Here is a 26,960-nt window from a genome sequence, read left to right as displayed (position 1 = left end):
CGAAGCTTACGAATATGATCAAAATGGAAACAGAATAACGATTGATCAAGGAAGTAACGGGAAGATTCGTTATGAGTATGGAAAATTAGATCAATTGATTAAAGAAACTCATCCAGATGGAACGGTCATTGAGTACACGTATGATGGATTTGGGAACAGAAAAACAGTCACAACAGAAAAAAATGGCACTAAAAAAACAATCAACGCTTCATTCAACATCATGAACCAGCTGACAAAGGTAAATGATGAGACTTTAACTTATGACAAAAATGGCAACCGAACGTCTGACAGGCAATTCCTTTATGAATGGGATGCAGAAGATAACATAACGGCTATCACGAAAAAAGGCGAAGACAAGCCAGTTGTCACTTACAAATATGATGAGCGTGGATATAGAATTCAAAAAACAGTGAATGGAAAAGTCACCAATTACTTTTATGACGGCGACAGCCTGAATGTTTTATACGAAACAGATGGAGACAATGAAGTCACAAAAGCATACACATACGGTGACAGTGGACAACTCCTTGCATTCACGCAAAATGAAAACAAATATTTCTATCACTACAATGCACACGGTGATGTCATAGCCATCACAAATAGTGTAGGAAAAATCGTTGCCGAGTACGAATACGATACATGGGGCGTTCCAACTAAAATAAAAGAAGATGAAGAAGTAAAAGGAAACCCATATCGCTATGCTGGTTACCGCTTCGATGAAGAAACAGGACTTTACTATTTAATCGCCCGCTACTATGAACCGAGAAACGGCGTATTTTTGTCACTAGATCCAGACCCAGGAAGCGATGGAGATTCACTAGATCAAAACGGATATACCTATGGAAGTAACAACCCAGTCATGAATGTAGACCCAGACGGTCATTGGGTATGGTTTGTTATCAATGCAGGATTTGCGGCATATGACGGATACAAAGCTTATAAATCAGGAAAAGATTGGAAGGGTGTAACGGTTGCAGCCGCATCAGGATTTTTAGGTGGTGGAAAGTTAAAAGGTATAAAAAAAATATCTAAAGGCTTTAAGAAATCTAAGAAATCTAAGAAAAGCAAAAAAATAAAAAAGGATAGTAAAAGAATAAATAAGTTAGCAAAAATTTTAAAATACGATTCGACAGCTGCTGAACATGCTGAAGATCCATCCAGATCTGTACCAAGGTATTATTTAGCTACTGCTATAGTAACAGGTAAAAAGGGATATGATGGAGCAAAAGGTTATAGCGCATATTGGACGACTATGTATAAAAATGAAAAAAAACGCAAACTCAAGGTTGTATATAATTCGAAATCAAAAAAGATTCGACATTTCCATTATGAAGATATTAAGAAGAAAAAGAAACGTTAGATTTCCGGTAACCTTAATAAGGAGCATACACATGAAAGTTTTTTCTTTAAACAATACCATTTGCCAGATTTCACTTGAATTAGATGAATATATTGAGGGTGAAAATGAGATATTTACATGTCGATTTGATTACTCATCCTTAAATAAAAAAATTCTTCTTTACAAACTTAATTTTAATAAGAAGTTATTGAATGAATTTTTGGCTGATGTAAAAAGTATACTTAACGGTCATTTAAAAGAGTGCTGTTTGAGAGATTTTACAAAACAAGTTGAACTAATTATAGAAAAAGTAGATGATTATACTTTTTCTATAATTATCAGTAAAGATTCTGAAAATCCGCAATGTACTATTTATCTTGAGCAGAAAATAGATCATTTTTTGCTGAAATCATTGCATAATGACATAGTAGAATTTATCTCTGTATTTTAGGAGGATTGTATGGAGAGTTTTAGTTTTATAAATAATGATGACAAAATAGAATTTAAGATACTGAGAGCCAAACAGTCAGATGAATTTGATAATGGTTATCATTTTGTAAGTCAATTATTATTATCTAAAAAAAATATTTACATTCGCTTTGAAGAAATTGAATTAAATCTTCGTTTCTTCAACAGTTGGCATAAAAGTCTTTTACATGTTAATAAGAAAAATGTATCAAGTTCATTAGACGGAAAACTTAAAGTTATAATTGAAAGAAGCACTAAACAAACTTTAATTAAACTTGAATATAATGAAGTTGATTTTGAAGAAACACTTGATTTTGAATTAAACTTAGACCAATTCAAAATAATAGACTTAAAGAATCAGCTAGAACACTTCATATCTAGTTATAAAAATATTGCTAACTAGGCAAGAAGTTTATCAATTTGTTGAATTTTTTGTTTGTGTATATAGAGAGTTGTATTGTAAAAGATTCTAAGTAATAACGGCTATTCTCCCTAAAGAATATTTAATATGGTATTTCATATTAAATATTCTTTTTTTATTCATAAACAGAAAAAATAAGTCGGAATTGATGATTTATAACAGCTTTATTAATATTTGTCTTACTCCGTGTCTTATAGGGGACGATCACCAGAGAACAAGTTTCTGATTGGGCTGAAAATTACGTTTCTTCAGACGATCCAGAAATAGACGATGATCAAGTTTGGGATATGTTGGTTCTTTTGAGTGGAATTGATTTGAAAGATTCACCTAATTCTTACTTACATTCTGTAGATGATTTGAATGACTGGTTAGAAAAATACAAATAGTTCCTATAGAACATCTTGTTATATTCTTATGGCTTAGCCTTAATTTAAATAAAAGGAGTAAATTTTATGCCTGAAACAGTTATCGCAATTCCAGGATTTTGGTCACATCATTTAAAAGAACTCGAAGAATTGAATGATTATATATATGTTAATCATCGAATTATACATAAACTAACTGGAACTTATTACGACCTTGAAGTAGTTGATCATATTGATCAATTAAGCGAGACTTTCCTTCCAAAAGAACAATTCAATGCAGAAGAACTTAAACAAATAGATAAGCATCAAACATGCTTATATATCATTGGGATGACTGAATCTTTAGAAGAAATAAACGCTCTTGTACAATGTACTACGGTTTTACTAAAGATTGATGGCACGGCGATAAAAGTTGAATCATCTGGTCGATCTTTTATGAAGGAGTCATGGTTAAGTTTAATGGAAAAATTCAACACTTATCAATATATGACTTCTATTGTGCAAGAAAGTGATGTTGTGTATGTCACCAGTGGTTTTCAACAATTTGGAGAGCCTGAAATGATGTTTGAAGGGTTTCATGCTGATGAAATAGAGCGGCACTTTTTAAATTGGATAAACAAATCTATTCAAGAAAAAAGAGAAACTTTAAAAGAAAAGATTATCTATGATGAAGGTCAGCAAATAAAGTTAGATCTGATTGAATACGATTTTTATCCTGAAGATGATTTGTTTTACAATCCATATGGGGTCGTCGTATTCAATAAGTAATCTCTAAAATCATGTCGCGCTCTACAGTAAATAAATAGATAAGGAGTGACGCAATGACCATGCACCCGAAAGAATTAGAAACCACCATCCAGTTATCTGCGAAAAAGCGTTATGCCTATTTCATCAAAAAGATTGTTGATTTTGAAGAGGTTTGGTCATTAAGAAATGAGAATGGATGGGTGATGTCAGAGGATGAACATGGTGTGCCGCAGCTTCATTTTTGGCCGACAGAGAATCATGCCGCTTATAGCGCAATCGATCCATGGGAAAAAAACAGTGCCAGAAATGATTGATTTAGACGATTTTATAGAAGAGTGGCTTCCGGGCATGATAGCAGATGGAATCAATCCGTCCATTTTCTATAATCGAAAAGATTCGGTTTCAATTGAAATTCAAACATTAAAGAAAGATATAGAGGAAGAATTAAAAAACTACTAGATTGACACGAGTGGAGGCATTTGTTTGAAACAGCTTGAAGACTTATTTATTCGTTCAGAAGAAGAATTCAAATCCTATCAGAATTTAGTGGACAATGTGTTTGACCAAAATAAAATGCTGCCACAACAAGTTTTCCGTAAGAATTTTGATTGTTTTTTGTTTCAAGAGTTTGATTGGGCATTGAGTGATGATATTTTACCAACAATAAAAGAGTTATCAAATGTTACACAAGATAGAGAATTTTTGACTGCAGTCCTTCAACCAGATCCAACCGAATACTATTTGAAGGAATTTGGTTATTATAATTGGCTGAAAACGAGTGTGAACATTTCAGATGAGGATTATGTAAATGCACTATGGACGCACCCAAAAGGTTACATAGCGGGTGATATAATCACGAATTCGAACATAGTGGTCTGGTTATCTCATTCTTTACAGTGGGCAATTTGGGGAGATAGAGATATGGAAATTTGTATCATAGGTATGGTGTCAACAAAAAATTCTGTGAAAAATAGGTTATTAAAAGAAGAGTGGAAGCCACTGAACCACCCTGATTTAGCAAATTGGCTAGAACTAATATTGAAGGATCAAAAAACATTTGATGACTATCTCAATCAAATGCTATCTCATTATGCGTCATGTTACAAGCGGTGAAATGATGACTGATGATAGACTCACCCAAAGATATAAAAGGAGCATAAAGTGAAACATTTGTTTATATCCGATCCAAAAGAATTTGAACATGTTCAATCATTTATTCATATGCTCGTTCACAGGACAAAGACATTCCCTGATCAAGTGTTGAAAACAAAAATACTTATTCGAAGAATTTCATTGGTTGTTATCAGACGATAGCTGGGAGACACTAAAAGATTTAGCTTTGAACCATAGAGATGAATATATACTAATGGCAGTATTAGATGAGAAGAAGACGATGGATGATTATTATCATAGTTTTGGTTATTATCCTTGGGTGAAAATCCCGTTAAACCTTACACCAAGTGGTTACCTGGATCTCTTAACGGATTATCCGATAGAGAGTGTAAATGATAGCATAATGGATATTACTTCACGTGTGATATGGGTTTCCCCTTCTGCGAAATGGATCATTTATGGCGAAAGAGGTTATGAGATAGGAGTATTAGCGATTCATCAATTAGAACAGATGAATAGCCAAACGTTAAAAACGTGGAGAACTCTAGATGAGGTTGTATTAGGTTGGATTTCAGTTGTATTTCCGAATCAAAGACTTCCTGATGATTTTAAAAAAGAACTTATTCGAAATTATAAAACTAGAAAATAAATTTTACATATATCTACATGTTCTATGTATTTGAAGATTAGATTTATTGATTTTAAATGTAAACACGAACACTGATTGGAAATTATGGACAGACTTCGATACTGTAGAATATTTTTAGTTTGCCTAATGGGATTTAAATTTTATGAAATGGAGCAAGTATATGAGAATCGTATTAGCAGAAGATTTATTCGAAGCAAATGAATTAGTTAAGAAAGTGAATTTAAACGTAGAAGACTACAACTGGGTCATAAGCGATGTGACACTCACAATGCTTCATGATAGTAAAAATCAATCCCAATCAGAAGTGATGCCAGATTATATGGATTTTTTATTTCTAAAGGGTGAACATTTCAAAAAATTCTTAAATGACTATTCTTATTCATTTATATTCGCTGTTTTGACCGCATTGCCTCGTCATGTACATCATTTGAATATCAACTCAATACCTCAAATTGATGAAAATGAAAAATATTGGGATGTAAATTATACACCCGTTATTCCTCAAGCTGTGTTCGAAATCGGTTTTTTTGATTCGACAGATGTTATTTTTACAGGAGATCAGAAAATCTTAAGCGAATTTCGAGAAAAAGCGGACTTTATATCATTTGAAGAATATATACAAACTCCGTGACATGATTTGTTAGGAGAGTAAATGAAATGTTTAGTAGTTTAGAAAGATGAATCTAATGCAGCTACCATCCTCATGGGATATGGCACTTGAACAATGAAATACTTGAAGAATCTGATGCAAATGCAAATTTTCTATTTAACATAAAAGTCTAGATGAGAATTTAGAAACAATGAGAGAAAAGGGGAAAGGTCCATGAAGTTCAGCCAAGATAAACAAGGCTTAATCAATGATTTGAAGCAGCGTTATCAATACTTATTAGATTCCGCTTATCCAGATGATATCGTCTCTTTTGAAGAAGAAACTGGTATGCCCTCAGATGATTTTTATTTATTTTTTTCACTTGTTGCAGGCAGCTTAAGTTATGTGATCGATCATAAACGAATACCCAAAAAACAGTTAAACGTGCTGCGTCAGTCATTTGAAGAGCAATTCCCTCAAATCAAATCGTTTCAACATATCCTTGAATCGTATCCTTTATTGCATTCCTACGTTCAATACCATGAAGAAACAAGAAAACGAATCATTGCATTTATACAATAACGTCTTGGAGGACAAACAATGACATGGTTTTTAGATGGAAAAATCCAGAAGCAAATCCTTGATTTCGATATCAGTCATCTAAAGCAAATCAATGAATTCCACTACTTTAAAGAGTATAATGAATATGACGACTTGATCAATTGTTTTGCTTTTGCACATCCAATATGAATCTAGTATCGAATTGAATGGTGCTAGTTTATCTACATATCTTCTACTCATGTTTCCCCATCCCAACACAGAAAGGTGCAATGACATTGAATCGAATCTTGAAATGGCTCTTATTTGCGGCGGTCATCGCTGGCTTATTGGTATGCGCATTCTTTGTGTTCCGTTTCAACCAGCCTAAACCGACGACAAACATCCATTATGCAGACACACAAAATAAACAGCAAACCCTCGATATGTATATGCCGAAGGGCAAAGATGAAGACAAAAAGAAGAAGCATCCAGTCATGATCTATCTCCATGGCGGCGGCTGGACAGGCGGCGATAAGAATAGAGTCGCTTCTAAAGCTGATTATTTTACAGGTCAAGGATATGTGTTTGTTTCGATGAATTACAGGCTTCACCCTAATGCCAACTATGAGCAGATGGCAGATGATACGGTAAACGCCATTAAATGGGTGAAGGATCATGCGGATGAGTATCAAATTGATTCATCAAAAATCAATGTCATGGGTCACTCAGCGGGCGGTCATTTGACGGCGCTGGTTGCCACAGATTCGACCTACTTAAAACGTGTGGGGCTGTCGCCAACAACGATCAATTCCATCGTGATTTTAGATGGGCCGTTAAACATCAATCAATTTATACAAGCCATCCCATCGTACAAAAAAGTCTTTGGCAAACAAGAGAAGAACTGGACAAAGGCATCACCTGTCACTTATATGAATCAAAAGAATTTACCACCTGTCTATTTGGTCACGGGCTGGGAAAATCCTGAGGTGTACAGATTTGCTGAAAAACTGAATCATGACAAAGGCTCTCGGTTTGTTTTTCGGGTGCATACGCTGAGCCACAGTGACTTGAACAAATGGTTTGGATCAGACAGGGCGCCAAAAGAAGCACAAAAAATGACGGAGGCTGTGATGGCTTTTGTTAAAAAACAAAATCAATAACGAAGACCATATGCTAGGCAATCCATTTTGTTGCAGTTATGATAAAACCTAAGTGGTTTGTTATTAAAGGAGTGTATGTCGTTGTCATCACGAATGGAAAATAAAGTGTTCAACTGCGAAAAGGAGCTGACGCTGAATATTATCGGCGGTAAGTGGAAAATGCTGATTTTATGGCATCTGGGCAGAGAAGGGACAAAACGTTTTGGTGAGTTAAAGTCGTTAATGCCTGGGATTACGCAAAGAATGCTTGTCAATCAGCTAAGAGAATTAGAGGAAGATCACATTGTGCACCGGGAGGTTTATCCTGTCGTCCCGCCAAAGGTTGAGTATTCTCTCACAGAATTAGGAGAAAGCTTAATGCCGATTTTAGAGGCGATGTATGATTGGGGAAAACAGTATCTCGACAGCAATTTCTTAAAAGATGATAAATAGAAAGACTACCGATTGTAGACAAAGGGCTAAAATAACTTTATTTTAGCCCTTTGTCTTTACCCTGAGATACTGCCCAAAAGACAGTATCTTTTTTGTAACCATATGCGGAAAAGTATAGTATGTAAAAAAAAAGTGCGTACTTACATTGCGTCATTCCTGTTGTTATACTCATTTCATCGTTCAAGATGCATCATCCGCGGAGCTCTTGAAGATGAGATGAAAAACGGGAGTGAAAGTTGATGAAATTACAATTAGCATTAGATTTAGTGAATATACCAGAGGCAATTGAGCTGATCAAAGAAGTAGAAGCATCCATTGATGTGGTCGAAATTGGGACACCTGTTGTGATTAACGAAGGGCTTCGTGCTGTAAAAGAAGTCAAGCAGGCTTTTCCGAATTTACGTGTACTCGCTGATTTGAAAATTATGGATGCTGCCGGCTATGAAGTGCAGCAGGCATCTGAAGCTGGAGCAGATATCGTCACCATTCTTGCAGCGGCAGAAGATATGTCTATTCAAGGAGCGGTGAAAGAAGCGAAAGCAAGAGGAAAACAAATTTTAGTTGATATGATTGGCATCAAAGATATCGCAGGCCGTGCAAAAGAGCTGGATGCGCTTGGAGTCGATTATATTTGTGTGCATACAGGCTATGACCTGCAAGCGGTTGGTCAAAATTCATTTGCTGATCTTATGACGATTAAAGAAGTTGTCAAGCAAGCGAAAACAGCGATTGCAGGTGGAATTAAGCTTGATACGTTACCTGAAGTCGTGAAATTAAACCCTGATTTAATCATTGTCGGCGGCGGTATTGCAAGCCAGGACAATAAAGCAGAAGTGGCTGCACAAATGAAACAGCTGATCGCACAATCATGAAGACCAGCGACTATGTGAAAGCCATTTTAAATGAGCTTTCTGATCATTCGTCTGCCATTCAAGACGAACAAGCAGAGCGTCTGGTCACAAAGATTTTATCTGCACAAAAAGTCTTTGTGACAGGTGCGGGCAGATCCGGCTTGATGGGAAAATCGTTTGCGATGAGACTTACGCATATTGGCGTCAAGGCATATGTAATTGGAGAAACGAATACGCCTTCTTTTACAGAAGAGGATCTTTTGATTGTCGGGAGCGGCTCTGGCCGTACAGAGTCTTTACTCGTCCTTGCAAAAAAGGCAAAAGCAATTGGCGGAAAAGTGGCAGCATTCACGCTTTCTGCTGAGTCACCTTTAGCTGATTTATCGGATGAAGTCATCTTATTGTCAGGTGCACCGAAGGATCAACAGGAAGGAAACCATCATACCATTCAGCCAATGGGCTCACTATTTGAGCAATCGCTTCTTCTGACATACGATGCGGTCATTTTAAGGTTAATGGAAATAAAAGAGCTCGACACACATACAATGTACGGTCACCATGCAAATTTAGAATAGATATTTTCAAAGCCTTTCCTTTCTTAAAAGGAGAGGCTTTTTCATTTAAATCAAGATCAGAATCTTGACATCATCTATTTGATGTAACTATAATTGTTACATCGTTAAAGAAAAAGTGCAGCACGGAAGGAAGATGAACATGAAAGTACAAATTTGGTCAGATATCGCCTGTCCTTTTTGTTATATAGGAAAAAAACAGCTGGAAACAGCGCTAGAACAATTTCCAGAGAAGGAACAGGTAGAGATAGAGTTTAAAAGCTTTGAGCTTGATCCACATGCACCTGTTGATGTCGATCATGACGTTCACGATATGCTTGTCAAAAAATATGGCATGAGCCGCAGCCAGGCCATGGCAACGAATGAGCAGGTGAAGCAGGCTGGTAAAGAGAAAGGAATCGATTTTCAATTCGATCCGCTCGTGTTGACAAACACTTTTGATGCTCATCGATTGGCGCAATATGCTGGTCAAAAGGGGAAAGGTGATTTCGTCATGGGAGAGCTGTTTCAAGCGTATTTTACAGATGGAAAGCATGTTGGTGACCGTCAAACTCTTATAGACATTGCAGAAAAAGCAGGTCTTGACTTAAAGGAAGTAGAGCAAGCTCTTGACAGCGAGGAATTTGCAGATCATGTACGAGAAGATGAAAAAGAAGCGAGACAGCTTGGTATTAATGCCGTACCATTTTTCTTAATCAATAACAAATATTCAGTGGCAGGTGCACAGCCAGCAGATACGTTCCTGCGCGCACTTGAAACAGCTTGGACAGAGGAAGCAGCTCAAGCAGAGAAAGCTGCTGACAATGCGTTTGAAGCAGCATGTGCAGATGGCGTATGTGCGGTGCCTTCCCCTAAAGAAGAATCGTAATAGGCAAAGGCAAGTTCCCTATCTTTCTAAAAGATGGGGATTTTTGTTGAATTAATATAAAGTTTACTTCATGATTAAGGTATCTTAATTATGAAGATGATAAAATTGATATCCAAAACAGCTATGATCCAAGAGCTAAACAATATCGAAGCTCGCATCCATCAAAAGCTCCGATTAGAGTTTGAAGAATTATTTGTAGATGAGTTAACCGATAAGCAGCATATTGTACTGAATTTTATTGAACAGAAAGGGGGAAGTTCTCCTATTCAAATTGCCCAGCAATTAGGTATCACTCAAAGTGCAGTGAGTCAATTGTTAAACACGCTTGAAAAAAAAGAATGGATTTGCCGCAGCATTAACCCGCATAATCGGAGGGAATTGCATGTTGAACTTTCTGAGAAGGCCATAACGTACCTCGAGAATATGAGAAAGGTAGAGCTTGCGATTATTGAAAAATATTATTCAGCATTATCCCTCGATGAGATCTCCACATTGATATCGATTTATGAAAAGCTCGATCAATTGATCCCACATCAAAACGAAGAGAAAGGATGAGAATGAATGACGCTCAAACAAGAAGTACAGAGAATCGCTTCCTCTTATATAGAGAAAAAGAAGGACGCACTGCTTGTGATCGGATTGATTCATCAAGGGGAAACACATGTCTTTCATTTCGGGGATCACCCTATACAAAAGCGAGTGGAGCCAGAGGATGTCATTTTTGAGATTGGCTCGATTTCAAAAGTCTTTACGACAAGTATATTGTCAAGCATGTTGCAAAAAGGGCAGATGAAACTCGATGATTCGATTTCACTGTATTGTTCTCATATTCGAAAGAATCATCCCATTCAAATAGAGCAGCTGGCAACCCATACGTCTGGACTTCCTCCGCATCGTCTTCTTAGAGATTTGCAGCTATGCTTCCTTCCTAAAGTGAGAAGAGATATGTTCTGTCAATATTCACTCGATGAATTAATGAAACTGTTAAACTCGAAAAAGTGGAATCAGCCAAAAAGCTTTCCATCTCGTTATTCCAATGTGGGTGTCGGGCTGCTTGGTTTAATCATGGGCTGGTCTCGTCACAAAACATATGAACAGCTATTGATGGAATATATCGTGGATGAGCTTCATCTATCAAGTACCTTTATTACTATCAAGGATGATATAAAATCAAAGATGATCTTAGGTCATCGAGAAAATGGTAAAGAGGTTCCGCCGCTTCATATGCTTGACTATCAAGGAGCTGGCGCTATTCGCTCGACCATCACAGATTTATTGTCATTTCTCTCGGCCCATCTACACGCAGATGCGGATTCTTTTTGGAAAATCACGCATGAACCAAGAGGGGATATGGGCAGGAACATGTCAATGGGACTCGGCTGGGTCATCGATGACACAGGACTTATTTGCCATAATGGGGCGACGTCGGGATTCTCCAGTTTTATTGGCTTTCGCCCGCATTCAAAAGCAGGCGTGGTCGTTTTATCCAACTACCGTAATCGAATCACGCAAGACTCTCCCGATCGTATAGCGTATGATCTGATGGATATGCTGGAATCTAAAATAAAATGAGCCAATTGGAGTAAGGGCTCATTTTATTCGTTTGATCGTTTCACCTGGAACCAATTCAGGCTCGTAAAACGTTTGATCAGGGAGATTCTTTTTCCCTTGTACTTTTTTAATCATCCAGTCTGCTGCATCACGGCCCATTTGCTCCTGTGGATGGGTCAGTGTTGTCAGCTTCACATGGGCATTTTTCTGGGCAATATACGAATTATCCTGTCCAATAATCGAGAGATCATCTGGAATGGACAGCCCGATTTCGCTGCATACGCTGGCGACTTCTAATCCTACCTCATCGTTATAGCAAACAAGGGCGGTCAGTTCATGTCTGTGCGCCAACAGGAATGAGTGAATTTGCTCTCCCAAATGCTGCTTCGATTCTGTATCGAAAAAGAGCACATGCTCAGGCATGAAATTAAGCTTCGCTTCACCTAGCGCTTGAATATAGCCCTTCATCCGATATTTTCCCTGTAAATCATCTGTTTTTGAAATAAGTCCAATTTGCTGATGGCCTGAGGTGATCAGCTCTTTTGTGGCTAAATAGCTGGACTGCACATCATCTAAACAGAGAAAAGGAACCTCTAGCTGCTCATAATAGGCATTGATCATAATGAGCGGTACATCCTGTTCTTTAAAGGATAAGTAGTACGAAATGTTTGGATTATATAAATTGCTTTTCGTTGGCTCGACAATAAGTCCGTCCACCCCAAAAGACAGCATCATTTCCAGTGCTTTTTTCTCCTGCTCAACATCGTTATTTGTGCTTGCCAGTAACAAGGAATAGTTCTCTTCGTTTAATCGGCTTTCAATGCCTCGAATGATGGAAGGGAAAATGTAATCGGATATGTATGTTGTAATGACCCCAATCGTTTTCATATGTGCATGTCCCGCAGGTTTTGTTTGATATTGATTGGTCACAAATGTGCCTGAACCTTTTTCGCTGCGCAAAAATCCTTCGCTGGACAATTCCAAAATGGCTTTTCGAACTGTATGTCTGCTTACTTGATACATGTCTTGCAGGCTTGATTCGGTTGGAATGCGCTCCCCGATCCGATAATCCCCTGTGAGTATTTTGCTTTTTATATCATCAATAATGATCTGGTACTTCTTTTTCATCGTTTCACTTCTTTCTCAGTTGATCATCTACTCGGATTGAGAAGAAATTGTATGGACATATTTTAACATGGTTGTCGAATCAAAAACAGGCGCTTTCCTTTTCTGTCATGATCCCTCCAGAAAAAATGCAGGTTTTTGTCACATTTTGTATGTACAATTATATTTATTATTGACATATGTACGTACAAATATTATATTGTGATTGTACCAGATAATCAATGAATCTAGAAAAACAAAATTGAAACCGCTATCAAAATGGGGGTGAACGTAGATTGAATCATAAAGAGACGGCCAAAGCCTTGAAAGAAGGACGGACATCTTTAGGCATTGAATTTGGTTCAACACGAATTAAAGCGATTTTAATAGATGAGGAATTTCAGCCAATTGCACAAGGTGCATATGAATGGGAAAGTTTTCTCCAGGATGGAATTTGGACGTACAACTTAATTGATATTATTACAGGTCTGCAAGTGGCGTATCGAGAGATGAAAGAACAGGCTGAGCAAAAGTATGGTGTGACCATTCAAACCATTGGCTCAATCGGGGTATCAGCGATGATGCATGGTTATGTGGCATGTGATCATACAGGAGAGGTTCTCGTTCCGTTCCGAACATGGCGGAATGCAACGACCATCGAGGCGAGTCAAAAGCTAACAGATGTATTTCAATTTCATATTCCAGAAAGATGGAGTATTGCTCATTTGTATCAAGCGGTATTAGAAGAGGAAAAACATCTATCCCGATTAGAATATATGACCACTTTGTCTGGATATATTCACTGGCTGTTAACCGGAAAGCAGGCCATTGGTATTGGCGATGCGTCAGGGATGTTTCCAATTGATGACGAAACGAAGGACTACAATGAAGAAATGCTCCAGCAATTTGAAGCATTGATTGCAGAAAAAGGCTACCCGTGGAAGCTTCGCCACCTTCTGCCGCGTGTCTATTTAGCGGGTGAAGAAGCAGGCGTGTTAACGGCAGCAGGGGCAGCCATTTTGGATCAAGGAAAACATTTGCAGCCAGGCATTCCATTTTGCCCGCCGGAAGGTGACGCTGGAACGGGAATGGTGGCGACAAACAGTGTAGAAAGACGGACTGGGAATATTTCTGTTGGGACATCTGTTTTTGCCATGATTGTGCTAGAGCAGGATCTAAAAGGTGTCTATCCAGAAGTGGATCTTGTCACGACGCCGGATGGACTGCCAGTTGCCATGGTTCATGCGAATAACTGTACAAGTGACCTAAACGCTTGGATGAATATATTCAGAGAGGCATTTGAAGCACTAGGCATGCAAGTGGAGTCAGAAAGGTTATACGAGTCCCTATTGCAGCAAGCTTTAGAAGCAGATCGAGATGGCGGCGGACTCTTAAGCTATGGCTATTACTCTGGTGAAAATATTACGAGACTGCCAGAAGGAAGACCTCTTTTTGTCAGGTCTCCTGAAAGCCGCTTTAACCTCGCTAATTTCATGCGCACCCATTTGTTCTCCGCTTTTGGTGCTATGAAAATAGGCATGGACCGGTTAAAGGAACAGGAGCATGTAGTGATTGACCGCTTACTAGGACATGGGGGATTATTTAAAACACCGCTCGTTGGACAAAAAATGGTTGCCGCAGCGCTGAATACACCTGTATCAGTCGTTTCAACAGCGGGAGAAGGCGGTGCGTTTGGGATGGCGGTCCTTGCTTCATATATGGTCCATCATCATCAGCAAACATTGGCTGAATTTCTTACCCACCGGGTATTTGCCCATACATCAGAAGAGCCCATGGAGCCCGATCCACTCGATGTCAAAGGCTTTGACGAATTTTTAAAGCGCTATCAAAAGGGGCTTCCGATTGAAGAGGCGGCAGTAGCGCATCTGATGCAAAAGAAAGGAGTGACGACGGTATGCTAGATCGCTTAAAAGAAGAAGTGTATCAAGCAAATTTAGATTTGCCAAAATACGGACTTGTGAAATTTACATGGGGCAATGTCAGTGCATGTGATCGTGACAGTGGTTTGTTTGTGATTAAGCCGAGCGGCATAGCGTATGACCAACTATCAGCAAAAGATATGGTCGTGGTGAACTTTGACGGTGAAGTGGTGGAAGGAGAATTCAGTCCTTCGTCAGATACAGCTACACATGCGGTTCTTTACAAACACTTTGAGGAAATAGGGGGCATTTCACATAGCCATTCTATGTGGGCAACCGTTTGGGCGCAGGCAGGTCTTGATTTACCAGCAATGGGCACAACACATGCCGATACATTTTACGGCGCCGTTCCGTGCGCTCGTTTTCTGACAGAAGAAGAAGTCAATCGCGGTTATGAGGTAGAGACCGGCCGGCTGATCATCGAAACGTTTGAGAAAAGAAACCTAGATGTCATGGCAGTACCCGGTGTATTGCTTCAAGGTCATGGTCCGTTTACATGGGGGAAGGATGCAAAAAGTGCGGTCACAAACAGTGTGATTTTAGATGAAGTTGCCAAAATGAACCTTTTTGCCAAGCAATTGAACGAATTTGCGGAGCCATTGCCGCAGCGAATTTTAGATAAACATTACTTAAGAAAACATGGAAAGCATGCGTATTACGGACAAAAACCTTCAAGATAAAGAAAAGAGGGATATCAATGTTAACAAGTCAGAAAAAAGAATTTTGGTTTATCGTTGGGTCACAGCATTTATATGGTGATGAAGCACTGCAAAAAGTAAAAGCAAATGCACAAAAGATGACAGATGCCTTAAATGAGAGCGGTTTACTTCCTTATCCCGTGATCTTGCAGGAGCTGGCTGTCAGCGCCGATCAAATCACAAAGCTAATGAAAGAGGTTAATTATCGCGATGAAGTCATTGGCGTGATGACGTGGATGCATACATTTTCTCCAGCGAAAATGTGGATACGCGGGACCAATCTTTTGCAAAAACCTCTTTTGCATCTTGTCACACAATATTATGAAAAGATCCCGTGGGACACGATCGACATGGACTATATGAATCTTCATCAATCCGCACATGGAGATAGAGAATATGGCTATATCAATGCACGTTTAAATAAACAAAACCAAATTGTAACCGGTCATTGGTCGAAGCCTGAAGTGCAGCAGCAAATTGCTGATTGGATGGACGTTGCGGCTGCCTATCATGAGAGCTTTCACATCAAAGTAGCCCGGTTTGGTGACAACATGCGGCATGTGGCCGTGACAGAAGGCGATAAAATCGAAGCGCAGATTCAATTAGGATGGACCGTTGATTACTTTGGAATAGGCGATCTCGTCGAATATGTAAATGCAGTAGAGGAAGAAGAGGTAGATGCATTATTTGCTGAGTATTTAACGCAATATGATGTGAATTATGGAACGTATTCAGTTGACGAATGGGAAAAAAGTGTCAAGGTGCAGGCGCGATATGAAATCGCCATCAAACGTTTCTTAGATGAAGGCGGCTATCATGCCTTTACAACAAACTTTGAAGATTTACATGGGATGAAGCAGCTGCCTGGACTTGCGGTACAGCGGCTGATGGCAAAGGGATACGGCTTTGCTGGGGAAGGCGATTGGAAAACGGCTGCACTATCCCGCTTATTAAAGGTGATGAGCCATCATCAATCTACTGGCTTTATGGAGGACTACACATATGAAATGACCTCTGGGCAGGAAGCAGTGCTGCAATCTCATATGCTGGAAGTAGATCCAGCGCTCGCCCATACAAAACCTGTCATTGTCGTGTCTCCACTTGGGATTGGAAACCGGGAAGATCCAGCACGTCTTGTATTTGATGGAAAAGCAGGCGAAGGTGTCGTTGTCTCCATAGCTGATTTTGGAACACATTTTAAATGGCTGATACAAGAAGTCGAAGCCTTTAAACCGGAGGAAGCGGCACCTCATTTACCAGTTGCGCGTGTATTGTGGAAAATCAAACCGAATTTTCAGGATGGCGTCAAAGCATGGATTAAGCAAGGCGGAGGCCATCATACAGTCGTGTCTCTCAATTTAACGGTTGATCAAATTGTTCAATTTGCAAAGCTTGTCAATGCAGAATATGTGGTTTTATAGAAGAAGGGTGAAAGGTCTTCTACTGTTTACAGTGGAAGCACAGGGAGAAATGAAAGCGGTTAATTAAGTGAGGGGGTTATCCACTTGGAGAAAAAAGTGTCAAGCAAATTTATCTTCTTTTTCGGGTCCTTTGCAGGCATCTTATTTGGGTATGATATTGGTATTATTGCAGGGGCGGAAGGACATATTCAGGAAGAATTTCAGCTCAGCCCATTATGGCTTGGAATTGTTGTCTCTTCATTAATGGGCGGGGCCATCATTGGCTCCATCTTAAGCGGTCTCTTAGGGGATAAATTTGGCCGCAGAAAACTCATTTTGGTCTCATCCGTTATCTTTTTTGTCGGGGCTATCGGATCAGCTGTCGCACCAGAAGAGATTTCACTCACCATCGCTCGGATCTTTTTAGGGACAGCAGTAGGAACAGCCTCATCATTGGTTCCGGCTTACATGTCTGAAATCGCTCCTGCTAAAATCCGCGGGAAATTATCTGGACTCAATCAGCTCATGATTGTAACTGGACTATTGCTCAGCTATATTGTCGCGTTTGTGTTTGAACCCATCCCAGACAGCTGGCGCTGGATGCTGGGAAGTGCTGCTTTATTTGCGATCGTGCTTTATATTGGCATGCTGAAGCTTCCTGAATCTCCGAGATATTTGATTAAACACGGAATGGCTCATAAAGCACGAGAGGTATTAGGATCACTGCGTTCTTCCCGTGAAGAAATCGAATCAGAAATGCAGGAAATTTTAGAAGTCGCCAAAGAAGAACGTTCGGGTATTCGTGAATTGTTTCAAAAGAAATTCAGAATGGCTCTTTTCATTGGGGTTGGAATGGCGACCCTTCAACAAATTCAAGGCGCGAACTCCATTGTCTATTATGCAACGAGTATCGCTCGGAATGTAGGCCTTGCGCCGCAGGTCGCCGCAGGTTTTACAGTCATTGTCGGTGTCATTTTTGTCGTCACGACCGTGATCTTTTTACAATTTGTTGACCGCTTCGATCGCCGAACGATTCTCACTGTAGGGGGATCAGGCATGGCTCTTTCTTTCTTTGCTCCCGCCGCATTAGGTGCACTTGGCGTAAGTGAAGGAATTTTAAACTGGGTGACATTGATTTCACTTTGCTGCTTTATTTTGTGCTATGCCTTCTCGTGGGCACCGATCACTTGGATCATCATTGGCGAAATCTTCCCGCTTTCTGTCAGAGGCATCGGAGCAGGTATCTCTTCTGCCTTTAACTGGACCGGATCGTTAGCAGTTGGACTCGTTTTCCCTATCCTGGCAGATCAATTCAGCTTTGGGGTTATTTTCTCCTCATTTGGCGTCATCTGCTTAATCGGACTATTATTCACCCGATTTGTGCTAGTCGAGACAAAGGGAAGAAGCTTAGAGCAAATCGAAACCGATATGGCTGCACGTGTATAAATTTAAGAAAACCATCTACCCACACGGGATAGATGGTTTTTTTACTCAAGCGTCTGTTTAAGCTCATCTGGCAGTAAATCAATTAATTGATCGTAGGAAGACAAATCCAGCACTTCAATCAGTGCATAATATTTCGCGTAAATTTCACTCAGCTGATCAGGATGATTGGTTTGATATTGATTCAGATGTAATTGAGTTAGTTCTAGTGCAATGTCTAGCTTGTTTCGTTCGAATGGCTGTGTCGTGTTAATCATATCGTGCACCTCTTATTTGATGATGTGTAGAGAAAATACAGTGAATAAAAAGAGCTTATGTGTTGTTTTCATGGATGTCCTATCTTCTCAATATATCATTTTTATAATATGTTAAAATTGTCCTTTTGTAAATAAAAAGAAAACTAGATAGAAAGTGGATTTCTTTAAAAATAGACATGCATCTAATCACGAAAGGTAACTCTAACATACGATAGAGTGTAAGTGAAAGACAACTTGAAGGGGTGTTAAGATGAGCCGAAATCGATTAGATGATTTCTTCTTTGGACCTCGCCGAGAAGAAACGGTTGTTTTCCCCACACGTCAAATTGTCAACACAAGAACGAATGAACAAACGATCAGAAAAATTCATCCAACGCATATCACAAACGTCAATAAAAACATTAAAAGAATAGAAAACTACTATCCGGTCACTGAATCGACTCACAACGAGTATATTGTAGAAGAATACGATTGCGGCAGTGATATCAAAAACCCTTGCTGCCGTCCGGTGAAGCGCTGTAAGTGGTAGTGAAGGGGCATCCTTTTATGGGATGCCTTTTTATATTCAGGAATAAAATTTTGATCCAAAGTTCTTTTCAAGATAAAATTGGAAGTATCCATCATTCTTTTGGAGGTGATTTTCTGAATATTCGATTGTTAACACCAGATGATGCTGAAGAATATGCAGCACTCAGATTAGAAGCACTGCAATTAAATCCAGAGGGTTTTGCGATGAGCTATGAGGAAGAGCAATTCAATACAAAGGACAAATATAAAGCGCGTTTTGCTTCGGCGCAATCTATGTGGACATTCGGCGCTTTTCATCAAGGGCAGCTTGTGGGGGCAGTCACGCTCATCCAAGAAACCTTGCAGAAGTTAAAGCACCGAGCGAATTTGACTGCGATGTATGTAACACCTAGTGCCCGCGGAATGGGAGCAGGCAAGACCTTGATGACGAAAGCTCTTTCGTTCGCGCAAGAACAGCAGGACATCGAGCAAGTGTATTTATCAGTGGTGACAACTAATCATTCAGCAAAGCGCCTCTATCGCTCCGTTGGGTTTGAGTCGTACGCTGTTGAAGAAAAAGCGTTAAAATGGGCTTATACATATACAGATGAGGAAAAAATGGTTTTATTTTTATCATAGACTGGAGGAGATAGAAGTGAATCAACAGGCCATGCGCATTACGTTAGCAGCAGGTCCCAATAGTGAGCTGGAATCTTTTGCACTGCGTGCAGCACTTGAAAACTTCGGCGCGAAAGTCGATATGCATTGGATCGGAAGACCGAATGACCTGATTCATGTGTTATCTGGTAGAAATAGAGGAGAAATAGATTACCTTCTTTTATCGTTTCATGGTGAAGAAGGAGCATTTATCATGCCTGAATTAGGGGAAGATGTATACGAAGATGAAGAGCCTAGGGATACTGCTTTTGGAGCGGATGAAATCAAGCGGTATGCTTCCTTAGAAGGATTTCATGTTATCTCTACAGGCTGCACACTAGGAGAGAAAAATCTAGCAGATGCTTTTTTAGAGGCAGGAGCTACATCTTATTCGGCGCCGGACGATTACATAGATGGGAATGCAGCTTTTATCTTTGTGCTGACCATGATGTACGAGCTCATGAACAATACAAAGACAGTCAGAGCCGCATTTGATCGAGCGCGTTCCATTGATGAAGAAACGAAATTATTTCAACTATATATGCAAAAGTAATCAAAGGACTGAGAAATCAGTCCTTTTTTATTCCTCTCTAAAAATGTGTCGAAAATGTGACAGTTGTGTGATTTGCAAACTAAAAAGGGGGCATGCAAAGTCTATCCTACAAACACGTCATTCAGGTATGACGGCATCACGAGAGGAGAATCATTGTGTCAATTAAATGGAAAGTCAGTCTCGTCCTATGCGGACTTGCGATGATCATAGGAATCGCCGCGTTTTATCATAATCAGCAGGCAAGCGGGACAGAGAAGAAGAAGGTAGCACCCGATGCGAGCTATAAAGAAGTTGAAATTGTGACCCTCGTGAATGACGGGAGATACTTGAGATATGCTGTGAACTATCCTGTGTTTCATCAAAAAAAGCTAGATCAAGAGATGAAAAGATTTGCAGAAACAGCGCTCGATAAATTCAAAACATCATTTAGTGAAGCAAGTGATGTCGATGAAGATCATCGATACGAATTAAACATAGATTACGAGATTACTCATTATGCCAAACAAACTGCTGCAATCAAATTCAATACATATGAATTGAAAGGCGGAGTAAAAGGCACACATGAAACGAAGATATTCAATTTTGATTTCAAGAAACAGCATTTTTTATCGATAGATGATCTATTTTTATCAAAGAAAGAAAGTCTGAAAAAACTGTCTCAAATGACATTTGAGGAGTTAAAAAAAGATCGCTCTCTTGCTGAAAACAAGCATTTGCTTAAACAAGGAACATCTCCTGAGGCAGAGCATTATCAGTATTTTGCCATCAAAGATCGTTTTATTGAATTCTACTTCCCAGCAGGGCAAATTGCACCAGACAAGAAAGGCCCTCAAGTGCTGGCGATTAAGAAAACACTGCTTAAAGGAATGTTAAAGCCAGAATACATCAATAAAGAAAAGAACAAAAACGAGAAAAAAGAACCGATCGCAAAAAGAAAGATTGTAAAACTGCCTAAACAGCGAATATTTAACCCACATCAAAAAGCCATTGCCCTTACATTTGATGATGGACCAAATCCATCAACGACTTCAAAAATCTTAACAGCTTTAAAAGAAAACAAAGGACACGCGACATTTTTTGTATTAGGCAGCAGGGTTCAATATTATCCCGATATGCTAGGTGAAATCAGAAAAGGTGGAAATGAAATCGGAAATCATTCCTATAACCACCCTTTACTCACAAGACTGCCATTAAAACAAGCCATCAAACAAGTAGAAGATACGCAGCAAATTATTGAAAAAGCTAGCGGATTCACACCCACTCACTTTAGACCGCCATATGGTGGAACAAACGGACAGATCAACGAGGCTGTCAACATGAAAGTTACGCTTTGGGACGTTGATCCTGAAGACTGGAAATATCGCAACAGCCAATACGTCGCAAACTACATTCTTTCACATGCGTCTAGCGGAGAAACCGTCTTAATGCACGACATCTATGACACCTCTGTCAACGCAGCTGTCACGATCATCAAGGAATTGACCAAACAAGGATATCAGTTACTAACGGTATCAGAGCTTGAGCAGTGGAAGGAAGCCCGGGCGAAAAAGGTGAATTGAATACGTTAAAAAGATGCGAGTCTTAATGGATTCGCATCTTTTTTAAAGCCAATTATGAAGGTAAAGGGAAAATTATGTTAAAGTGATTGTAGAAAGGGAGGGCTTCGAATGGTATTGATGAGGTTGATCAGCATATATATGCTGACAGTGTTTAGTTTGGGATTTGTTATAAACTATGTACCTGGTTTGATGCTGCCCATCTATATTCTTGCGATGATTGGGCTCATTTTATGTCTCGGTCATATTGCGCTCCATTATATTCGGCGAATTAGATATATGTTGTTTGAGGAAAAACGGTAAGATTCCTCCTATGGAAAAAACCTCTAGTTGCGTGAGGTTTTATTTTTTTTATGTTCTAACAGTTTGATGATTTTCCCGTTTGGTGCTTTGATTTGTCTCAAAAGAGAAACGAAATTCCCCGTAAATCGTATGAGGACAATAAGTAACATGATGACCATCTACAAGCAATGACCTCCAATCGGTATGAAGGATACAGTACAATAAGAGTGTATAAAATGAACAGTTCGTGCCAGTGAATGGAATGTTAAGGGGGATTCATTTGAAACGAGTAGACGTGGTTTCAGCTATTATTTATGACGAGGAAGAAAATCTATTAACGGTCAAGAATGTAAAGGGATATTGGGAACTTCCGGGCGGTGCTGTGGAAAAAGGTGAACACCTGCAGCAGGCTGTCATCCGTGAAGTGAAAGAAGAGACAGGGTATGTTGTCAAAGTAAATGAACTTCATTCGGTTCGTGAAGCATTCTTTCAAGATAAAAAGCATCATGCACTTATCATTACGTTCTTTGCGGAAATGATCGGGGGAGAGATGAACATTCTAGATCCGGATCATGATATTGAAGAAGTAAAATGGGTCAGCACTCAAACCTTTCAAAAGCTAAACCCAAAGCTATATCACATGCTAAAATTAAACCAACAAACGCAAGCTTTTTATGATTTTGAGGGAAATAGAACAATTGGTTAAATCCAAATTGATATAGGCATAAAGGAGCGATATGGATGTTTTTATACTATGGCCCCACAGGAGCTCCAGTAGAAAATCCGGGAGAAGAATTCATGAAAAGGATCTTCTTTCAGAAGCGTGAAGAGTATTGGGAACAAGGAAACGGGGAATCTTCCATTGAGTTAGAGGGAGATTTGGAATGCGAAAGTCTAGTTTTCTTTTATACTGAACCGTATGGATTCTTTATCATCAGATATCCAGATTTTTTAGTCCCTTTTCAAAAGGTAGAAAAGATCGAAACGATCGAGCATTTGGTCGCTGGATCACCATTGTATGTGCCATCGTGCAGCTATGTCGACCGCAATCAAGCGTATCAAATCGTTCAACATTTTTTGACGACAAAAAAAGTCCCTGACTTTGTTGCTTGGGTTGAGTTGAGGAATATTGATTTTCAGCATAATGTGAAAAGTTAGGGGAGTAAGGTGAAAGTGTGTATAAATAAAAGAATACATAGTTTAGATGAGAGTATGCATTTACATGTAGGATATGTTGAACAAGGTTTTGATTATGAAGGTGTGTTAAGAGTTTAGAAACAGGCAGATGGCTATTGTTTTTTGATCAGAAAAGTTACGGGTTAACGTTTTCAACGGAATATGAGAAGAGGGACGAAGTAGGGCTAATATTGAGGAGTACCCTTTACTACAGGTTTAAAGTTTCGAGAACTCTAAATCATTTGAGTGCTGTTTTTGTATCTTTATTCCTATTTAATGACAAACTTTGTGTTGGTAAAATTGACCTTGTCAATGAATAGGAAGGAGTGAATTCTGCTGGGGAAGATACTTGATGCAAAAGCACTAACAAGTGCCATGGACACAAGGGCAAAACACTATCAGGAACTCCGCGAACAAATGGTAGATTTAAAAAAGGCATTACAAGGTGTTGCCAACCTCGGTGACGACTTCACTGGGAAAGGTGCCGATAACATTAAAAGCTTTTATAAAGAGCTCGCCGGAAATGTAGACATGTTTATCAGCTTCATCGATAAGCAAAAAGCCTTTCATGAAGGTATTTCTGGGACACTGGATGATACAAACTTTGGCGGTGATACCTTTATAGAAGAACACTTTTTAGACAACGCAGTACATATGGGCATCAAAAACGCCAAAAGCATTGTAAAGGATCAAAAAAAGGCACTCAAAACGATTTTTCAAGACATCGATGACCTTATTTCCCTAGAGGTATTTGATAGTCAAACTTTCGATGAAAAAATAGAAGATGCGGAAGATGAACGAAAAAAGACAGTCAAAGATTTAAGAGAGCTTGATCAAAATTTAAAAGATGAATATGCTTTGTCAGAGACAGAGCAGCAAGCTACAATGGCATTGTACGCTGAAATGATGAATGCGACAAATGACGGAAAAGCGATTTCGCCTATGAATTTTGATAAGAAAGCGTATCAAAATAGCGAAATCTACAAGGCAAAAAGCGATATTGAAAAGCAAACTTCTGAATATCTGAAAATCAAAAAAGAACAAGAAGAAGCCCGCGAGATTGCAAAAGAACAAGAAGCCCTCGCCAACCGTCCTTGGTATGAAAAAGCGCTCGATTACGGTGGAAATATCGTCAATGAACTGACCGGCGTGAACGATGCAAAACGTGCCGCAACAGGCGTTGATCCGATCACAGGCGAGGAACTCACCGCTGGACAGCGTGTCGCGGCAGGTGGAATGGCAGCCGCCGGTTACATTCCAATCGTCGGCTGGGCAGGCCGCATTTTCAAAGGCGGAAAGGCTGTCTATAAAACCACCCAAGCCACATCAGCCGCAGTAAGAGCAGTCGACATTTACAAGACATCACAAAAATCCTTTGACGCCCTGAAAACATCTCAAAAAGGTTTATATGGCCTCACCGCCACCAACGGCTTCAGCGAAGCAATCACAGGCCGAGACATGTTTGGAAATAAGATCTCGAAAGAACAGCAGGAAGCGAGTATGAACGCGGCTCTGGGGATGCTTTTGCCGTTCGGGGTGAAAGGGTTTAATGGCAGAATGGGAATTAATCAGAAAAGCACCCACCTTAATCAAGCAAGCGTAGGAAATTCTGATTTAGATCGTTTACGGAAGAAGTGGAATGTTCCAGAAACTCAAACTGTTGCTGTAGGAAAAACAGATGTCAGAGGTTTGGAACGTAGCGTGTTCGAAGGTGGGTCACCAAAAGTTAGGAAAGAAGGAGGTCTTCCTTCATTAGATGAAGTTTATCCTGATCGGAAAATTAAGGCACCATATAAAAGATCAGTTAGAGGGCACGCTCAATTTATGGATCATGCAGAAGAAGGCGTAATAGCAGAATTTGAGGATGCAGTTAAAAAGGCAGGACTTAAACCAGAAGAGATAAAAGGTATACTAAATATCCATCAATCCAATCCAAATGGAGTTTGTAATAAATGTACAAAAGGTTTGTTTGATCGAGTTCCAAGTGAGGAAAGAGGAATATTCAAGCAACTGACAGATCACTATCCTGAATTGAAAATAAAAGTAACAACAGAACGAGATCCAAGTGTCCCACATCCAAGAGATACTTTATCTTTTGATGTTAAAAATGGTGTTACAGAAAATGTTGTTAAAATGAAAAAATAGGAAAGAGGCTATAGAATGGATTTTATAAATGACCTTAGTGAAGAAGCTAAAGTTGCTCTAGGATTAGCAATAGCTGAAAAAATGTATACATTCATAGATAAAGAAGATGATGGTTACCACATAGGAGAAAAAGCTTTAGATGATTGCTGGAAATGGCTTTCTGGGAAAGAGTTAAGTGCAGATGATTTATGTAATTATATAGATAGTGAAGATTATATGGATGTAGCCGAGTTCGCTAATAAAGAAAAAGATGAACAAAAACAATATGGCTGGTATTCAGTTTTAGATGCAGTTTCTTACACGGCGTATCAAGCGTATAAACGAGAAAATAAAAAATTTGTTCCTCAAGTGCTAGAGATAATAGACGATGAAACTTTAATTGTAATGTGGGAAAATGCAATTGAGTCAAAAATGATTGAAATGGATGAATTAAATACCTTGAGAAAATATTTAGTTGATCATTATCCTAGCAAAGATCACGATCATAACAAAATATATTTAATTAACAAAGAGGACATCGCAGTCATTTAAATTAGATTTATTGGGCGATATGAATAAAGGCAGCTATCATCAAAAGAAATGCACAGAGACAGTAGCTTAGTGCTTAAATAAAAAACAGACCTAATGAGGTCTGTTTTTGTTATAAGTTAGGAAAATTCATTTTCACTTCCCCTTCTCCCGCTTCCGTTTTTCCTTCTCCGCCCGATAAAACTCATGAAACATCTTCATCAGCGCCCGCTTCTCAATCCGTGACACATAGCTCCGCGATATCCCGAGCTCCTTGGCTATTTCCCGCTGCGTTTTTTCTTTCTTTAAATCAAGTCCGAACCTGCCGACGATGACTTCTTTTTCTCGGCCGTCGAGAATGTCGATATACTCCTTTACTTTTTCAAGCTCCATGTTGAGCTGAATGGTATCAATCACATCTTCATTTTCGGATTTTAAGACATCGATTAATGAAATCTCGTTGCCTTCTTTATCCTGACCGATTGGGTCATGCAAGGAGACATCTTTTTTCGTTTTTTTGAGCGCGCGTAAGTGCATGAGAATTTCATTTTCAATACACCGCGCCGCATACGTTGCAAGCTTTGTTCCTTTTCCAGAGGAATAGCTTTCGATGGCTTTAATGAGTCCGATCGTCCCGATGGAGATGAGGTCTTCAGCGTCTTCCCCGGTATTTTCAAATTTCTTTACAATATGGGCGACGAGCCGAAGGTTATGTTCAATCAGCATGTTTCTTGCGTGTTCATCGCCCTGTGCCATGAGGGCTAAGTATTTTTTTTCATCATCTCCCGAAAGGGGCTGTGGAAAGGCATTGTTTTTGACATAGGACACTAAAAACACCAATTCTTTGACCATCAATCCCATCGCTGTAAATACTCCTGCCACGATTTTCACCTCCACCATGTTTAGGCTGCTGCCTATATCCTCAAATGTATGTGAAGGAGGGATTGTCTGTGTCTGTACGATGAAAAAATCATCTTTTTCAAAAAAATCGTGCTTCTGTTCGTCTCTTTTTTATGTTTGCGGTTTCTTTTCGGTGCTTGGCGGTCAAGAAGCGTGCTAAAATATGTAAT

33 protein-coding genes and 2 pseudogenes are annotated in these 26,960 nt (G+C 39.3%); 32 read left to right on the top strand and 3 right to left on the bottom strand.

Going from position 1 to position 26,960, the window contains the following annotated elements; genetic code table 11:
* Position 1: 1 nt before the first annotated feature.
* The 19 genes and pseudogenes from QR42_RS11800 to QR42_RS11720 form a co-directional block, all read left to right on the top strand.
* Positions 2–1,063: pseudogene (locus QR42_RS11800) on the top strand (RHS repeat domain-containing protein); the annotation flags it as partial.
* Positions 1,064–1,391: 328 nt separating this feature from the next.
* Positions 1,392–1,790, top strand: a complete 399-nt coding sequence (locus QR42_RS11795) for a hypothetical protein (protein ID WP_039180149.1) — start codon at positions 1,392–1,394, stop codon at positions 1,788–1,790.
* Between the two features lie 9 nt (positions 1,791–1,799).
* Positions 1,800–2,210 carry a hypothetical protein gene (locus tag QR42_RS11790; RefSeq protein WP_039180146.1) on the top strand — a complete coding sequence of 137 codons (411 nt, stop codon included), beginning with the start codon at positions 1,800–1,802 and terminating at the stop codon, positions 2,208–2,210.
* A gap of 221 nt (positions 2,211–2,431) precedes the next feature.
* A complete protein-coding gene (locus tag QR42_RS19755) occupies positions 2,432–2,614 on the top strand; it encodes a DNA-binding protein (protein WP_144246082.1) in 183 nt (60 codons plus the stop codon).
* Between the two features lie 66 nt (positions 2,615–2,680).
* Entirely contained in the window at positions 2,681–3,361 is a 681-nt protein-coding gene (locus tag QR42_RS11785; RefSeq protein ID WP_039180143.1) for a hypothetical protein, read from the top strand.
* Between the two features lie 53 nt (positions 3,362–3,414).
* On the top strand, positions 3,415–3,654 hold the full coding sequence (locus QR42_RS19650; RefSeq protein ID WP_235354769.1) for a DUF2750 domain-containing protein: 240 nt from the start codon (positions 3,415–3,417) through the stop codon (positions 3,652–3,654).
* Positions 3,647–3,799, top strand: coding sequence for a DUF2750 domain-containing protein (locus QR42_RS19645; RefSeq protein WP_235354819.1), 153 nt, complete (start codon positions 3,647–3,649; stop codon positions 3,797–3,799). The genes QR42_RS19650 and QR42_RS19645 overlap by 8 nt, the downstream gene beginning before the upstream one ends.
* Positions 3,800–3,823: 24 nt before the next feature.
* The gene (locus tag QR42_RS11775; RefSeq protein ID WP_039180141.1) at positions 3,824–4,453 is read left to right on the top strand and encodes a hypothetical protein; all 630 of its coding nucleotides are present in this window, start codon (positions 3,824–3,826) and stop codon (positions 4,451–4,453) included.
* 48 nt (positions 4,454–4,501) lie between these two features.
* Positions 4,502–5,102 (top strand): annotated as a pseudogene (locus tag QR42_RS11770) (hypothetical protein).
* A 160-nt stretch (positions 5,103–5,262) separates the two neighbouring features.
* Entirely contained in the window at positions 5,263–5,733 is a 471-nt protein-coding gene (locus QR42_RS11765) for a hypothetical protein (RefSeq protein ID WP_039180138.1), read from the top strand.
* 192 nt (positions 5,734–5,925) lie between these two features.
* Entirely contained in the window at positions 5,926–6,273 is a 348-nt protein-coding gene (locus tag QR42_RS11760) for a YxiJ family protein (RefSeq protein ID WP_039180134.1), read from the top strand.
* 18 nt (positions 6,274–6,291) lie between these two features.
* Positions 6,292–6,441, top strand: coding sequence for a hypothetical protein (locus QR42_RS19370; RefSeq protein WP_162473403.1), 150 nt, complete (start codon positions 6,292–6,294; stop codon positions 6,439–6,441).
* Positions 6,442–6,521: 80 nt separating this feature from the next.
* The gene (locus QR42_RS11750) at positions 6,522–7,391 is read left to right on the top strand and encodes an alpha/beta hydrolase (RefSeq protein ID WP_039180131.1); all 870 of its coding nucleotides are present in this window, start codon (positions 6,522–6,524) and stop codon (positions 7,389–7,391) included.
* Between the two features lie 75 nt (positions 7,392–7,466).
* A complete protein-coding gene (locus QR42_RS11745; protein ID WP_012010675.1) occupies positions 7,467–7,823 on the top strand; it encodes a transcriptional activator HxlR in 357 nt (118 codons plus the stop codon).
* A 239-nt stretch (positions 7,824–8,062) separates the two neighbouring features.
* A complete protein-coding gene (gene hxlA, locus QR42_RS11740; protein WP_039180128.1) occupies positions 8,063–8,695 on the top strand; it encodes a 3-hexulose-6-phosphate synthase in 633 nt (210 codons plus the stop codon).
* Positions 8,692–9,249 carry a 6-phospho-3-hexuloisomerase gene (gene hxlB, locus QR42_RS11735; protein WP_039180125.1) on the top strand — a complete coding sequence of 186 codons (558 nt, stop codon included), beginning with the start codon at positions 8,692–8,694 and terminating at the stop codon, positions 9,247–9,249. The genes hxlA and hxlB overlap by 4 nt, the downstream gene beginning before the upstream one ends.
* Before the next feature lie 139 nt (positions 9,250–9,388).
* Positions 9,389–10,114: a DsbA family oxidoreductase gene (locus QR42_RS11730; protein WP_039180123.1), complete on the top strand. Its 726-nt coding sequence runs from the start codon at positions 9,389–9,391 to the stop codon at positions 10,112–10,114.
* A gap of 90 nt (positions 10,115–10,204) precedes the next feature.
* Positions 10,205–10,669 carry a MarR family winged helix-turn-helix transcriptional regulator gene (locus tag QR42_RS11725; protein WP_235354768.1) on the top strand — a complete coding sequence of 155 codons (465 nt, stop codon included), beginning with the start codon at positions 10,205–10,207 and terminating at the stop codon, positions 10,667–10,669.
* Between the two features lie 6 nt (positions 10,670–10,675).
* The gene (locus QR42_RS11720) at positions 10,676–11,686 is read left to right on the top strand and encodes a serine hydrolase domain-containing protein (protein ID WP_039180120.1); all 1,011 of its coding nucleotides are present in this window, start codon (positions 10,676–10,678) and stop codon (positions 11,684–11,686) included.
* An 18-nt stretch (positions 11,687–11,704) separates the two neighbouring features.
* Here QR42_RS11720 and QR42_RS11715 read toward each other — a convergent pair whose 3' ends face one another.
* The gene (locus QR42_RS11715; RefSeq protein ID WP_039180118.1) at positions 11,705–12,793 is read right to left on the bottom strand and encodes a GntR family transcriptional regulator; all 1,089 of its coding nucleotides are present in this window, start codon (positions 12,791–12,793) and stop codon (positions 11,705–11,707) included.
* A gap of 272 nt (positions 12,794–13,065) precedes the next feature.
* On the opposite strand from QR42_RS11715, the gene QR42_RS11710 reads away from it, so the two are divergent.
* The 4 genes from QR42_RS11710 (at position 13,066) to QR42_RS11695 (ending at position 18,253) form a co-directional block, all read left to right on the top strand.
* Positions 13,066–14,691, top strand: coding sequence for a xylulokinase (locus tag QR42_RS11710; RefSeq protein ID WP_039180116.1), 1,626 nt, complete (start codon positions 13,066–13,068; stop codon positions 14,689–14,691).
* Entirely contained in the window at positions 14,685–15,389 is a 705-nt protein-coding gene (locus tag QR42_RS11705) for an L-ribulose-5-phosphate 4-epimerase (RefSeq protein ID WP_039180113.1), read from the top strand. Before QR42_RS11710 ends, QR42_RS11705 begins: the two co-directional genes overlap by 7 nt.
* A 17-nt stretch (positions 15,390–15,406) precedes the next feature.
* Complete coding sequence (araA, locus tag QR42_RS11700) at positions 15,407–16,828, top strand: L-arabinose isomerase (RefSeq protein ID WP_039180110.1); 1,422 nt, start codon at positions 15,407–15,409, stop codon at positions 16,826–16,828.
* Positions 16,829–16,912: 84 nt separating this feature from the next.
* The gene (locus QR42_RS11695; RefSeq protein WP_034280034.1) at positions 16,913–18,253 is read left to right on the top strand and encodes a sugar porter family MFS transporter; all 1,341 of its coding nucleotides are present in this window, start codon (positions 16,913–16,915) and stop codon (positions 18,251–18,253) included.
* Positions 18,254–18,294: 41 nt separating this feature from the next.
* Here QR42_RS11695 and QR42_RS11690 read toward each other — a convergent pair whose 3' ends face one another.
* Positions 18,295–18,507, bottom strand: coding sequence for a hypothetical protein (locus QR42_RS11690; protein ID WP_039180104.1), 213 nt, complete (start codon positions 18,505–18,507; stop codon positions 18,295–18,297).
* A 250-nt stretch (positions 18,508–18,757) separates the two neighbouring features.
* Between QR42_RS11690 and QR42_RS11685 the strand changes: the two genes are divergently transcribed.
* From QR42_RS11685 to QR42_RS11645, 9 genes are all read left to right on the top strand, one after another.
* Positions 18,758–19,036, top strand: coding sequence for a spore coat protein (locus QR42_RS11685; protein ID WP_039180101.1), 279 nt, complete (start codon positions 18,758–18,760; stop codon positions 19,034–19,036).
* A gap of 50 nt (positions 19,037–19,086) precedes the next feature.
* Positions 19,087–19,653, top strand: a complete 567-nt coding sequence (locus QR42_RS11680) for a GNAT family N-acetyltransferase (RefSeq protein ID WP_326996189.1) — start codon at positions 19,087–19,089, stop codon at positions 19,651–19,653.
* A gap of 16 nt (positions 19,654–19,669) precedes the next feature.
* Positions 19,670–20,224, top strand: a complete 555-nt coding sequence (locus tag QR42_RS11675) for a hypothetical protein (protein WP_039180098.1) — start codon at positions 19,670–19,672, stop codon at positions 20,222–20,224.
* Positions 20,225–20,379: 155 nt separating this feature from the next.
* Complete coding sequence (locus tag QR42_RS11670) at positions 20,380–21,783, top strand: polysaccharide deacetylase family protein (RefSeq protein WP_039180096.1); 1,404 nt, start codon at positions 20,380–20,382, stop codon at positions 21,781–21,783.
* 108 nt (positions 21,784–21,891) lie between these two features.
* On the top strand, positions 21,892–22,083 hold the full coding sequence (locus QR42_RS11665) for a hypothetical protein (protein WP_039180094.1): 192 nt from the start codon (positions 21,892–21,894) through the stop codon (positions 22,081–22,083).
* Positions 22,084–22,342: 259 nt separating this feature from the next.
* The gene (locus QR42_RS11660) at positions 22,343–22,768 is read left to right on the top strand and encodes an NUDIX hydrolase (RefSeq protein WP_039180092.1); all 426 of its coding nucleotides are present in this window, start codon (positions 22,343–22,345) and stop codon (positions 22,766–22,768) included.
* Between the two features lie 35 nt (positions 22,769–22,803).
* Entirely contained in the window at positions 22,804–23,220 is a 417-nt protein-coding gene (locus tag QR42_RS11655; RefSeq protein WP_039180090.1) for a hypothetical protein, read from the top strand.
* 351 nt (positions 23,221–23,571) lie between these two features.
* Entirely contained in the window at positions 23,572–25,383 is a 1,812-nt protein-coding gene (locus QR42_RS19640) for a ribonuclease YeeF family protein (protein ID WP_084096412.1), read from the top strand.
* Positions 25,384–25,398: 15 nt separating this feature from the next.
* Complete coding sequence (locus QR42_RS11645; RefSeq protein WP_039180088.1) at positions 25,399–25,914, top strand: Imm6 family immunity protein; 516 nt, start codon at positions 25,399–25,401, stop codon at positions 25,912–25,914.
* Positions 25,915–26,046: 132 nt separating this feature from the next.
* Here the strand turns inward: QR42_RS11645 and sigK are convergent, their stop codons facing one another.
* The gene (sigK, locus tag QR42_RS11640; protein WP_034738387.1) at positions 26,047–26,775 is read right to left on the bottom strand and encodes an RNA polymerase sporulation sigma factor SigK; all 729 of its coding nucleotides are present in this window, start codon (positions 26,773–26,775) and stop codon (positions 26,047–26,049) included.
* Between the last annotated feature and the right edge of the window lie 185 nt (positions 26,776–26,960).

This window comes from Bacillus sp. WP8 (genome assembly GCF_000800825.1).
In the GTDB taxonomy this organism is placed as follows: domain Bacteria; phylum Bacillota; class Bacilli; order Bacillales; family Bacillaceae; genus Bacillus; species Bacillus safensis.
This window is presented reverse-complemented; position numbering and strand designations above follow the sequence as displayed.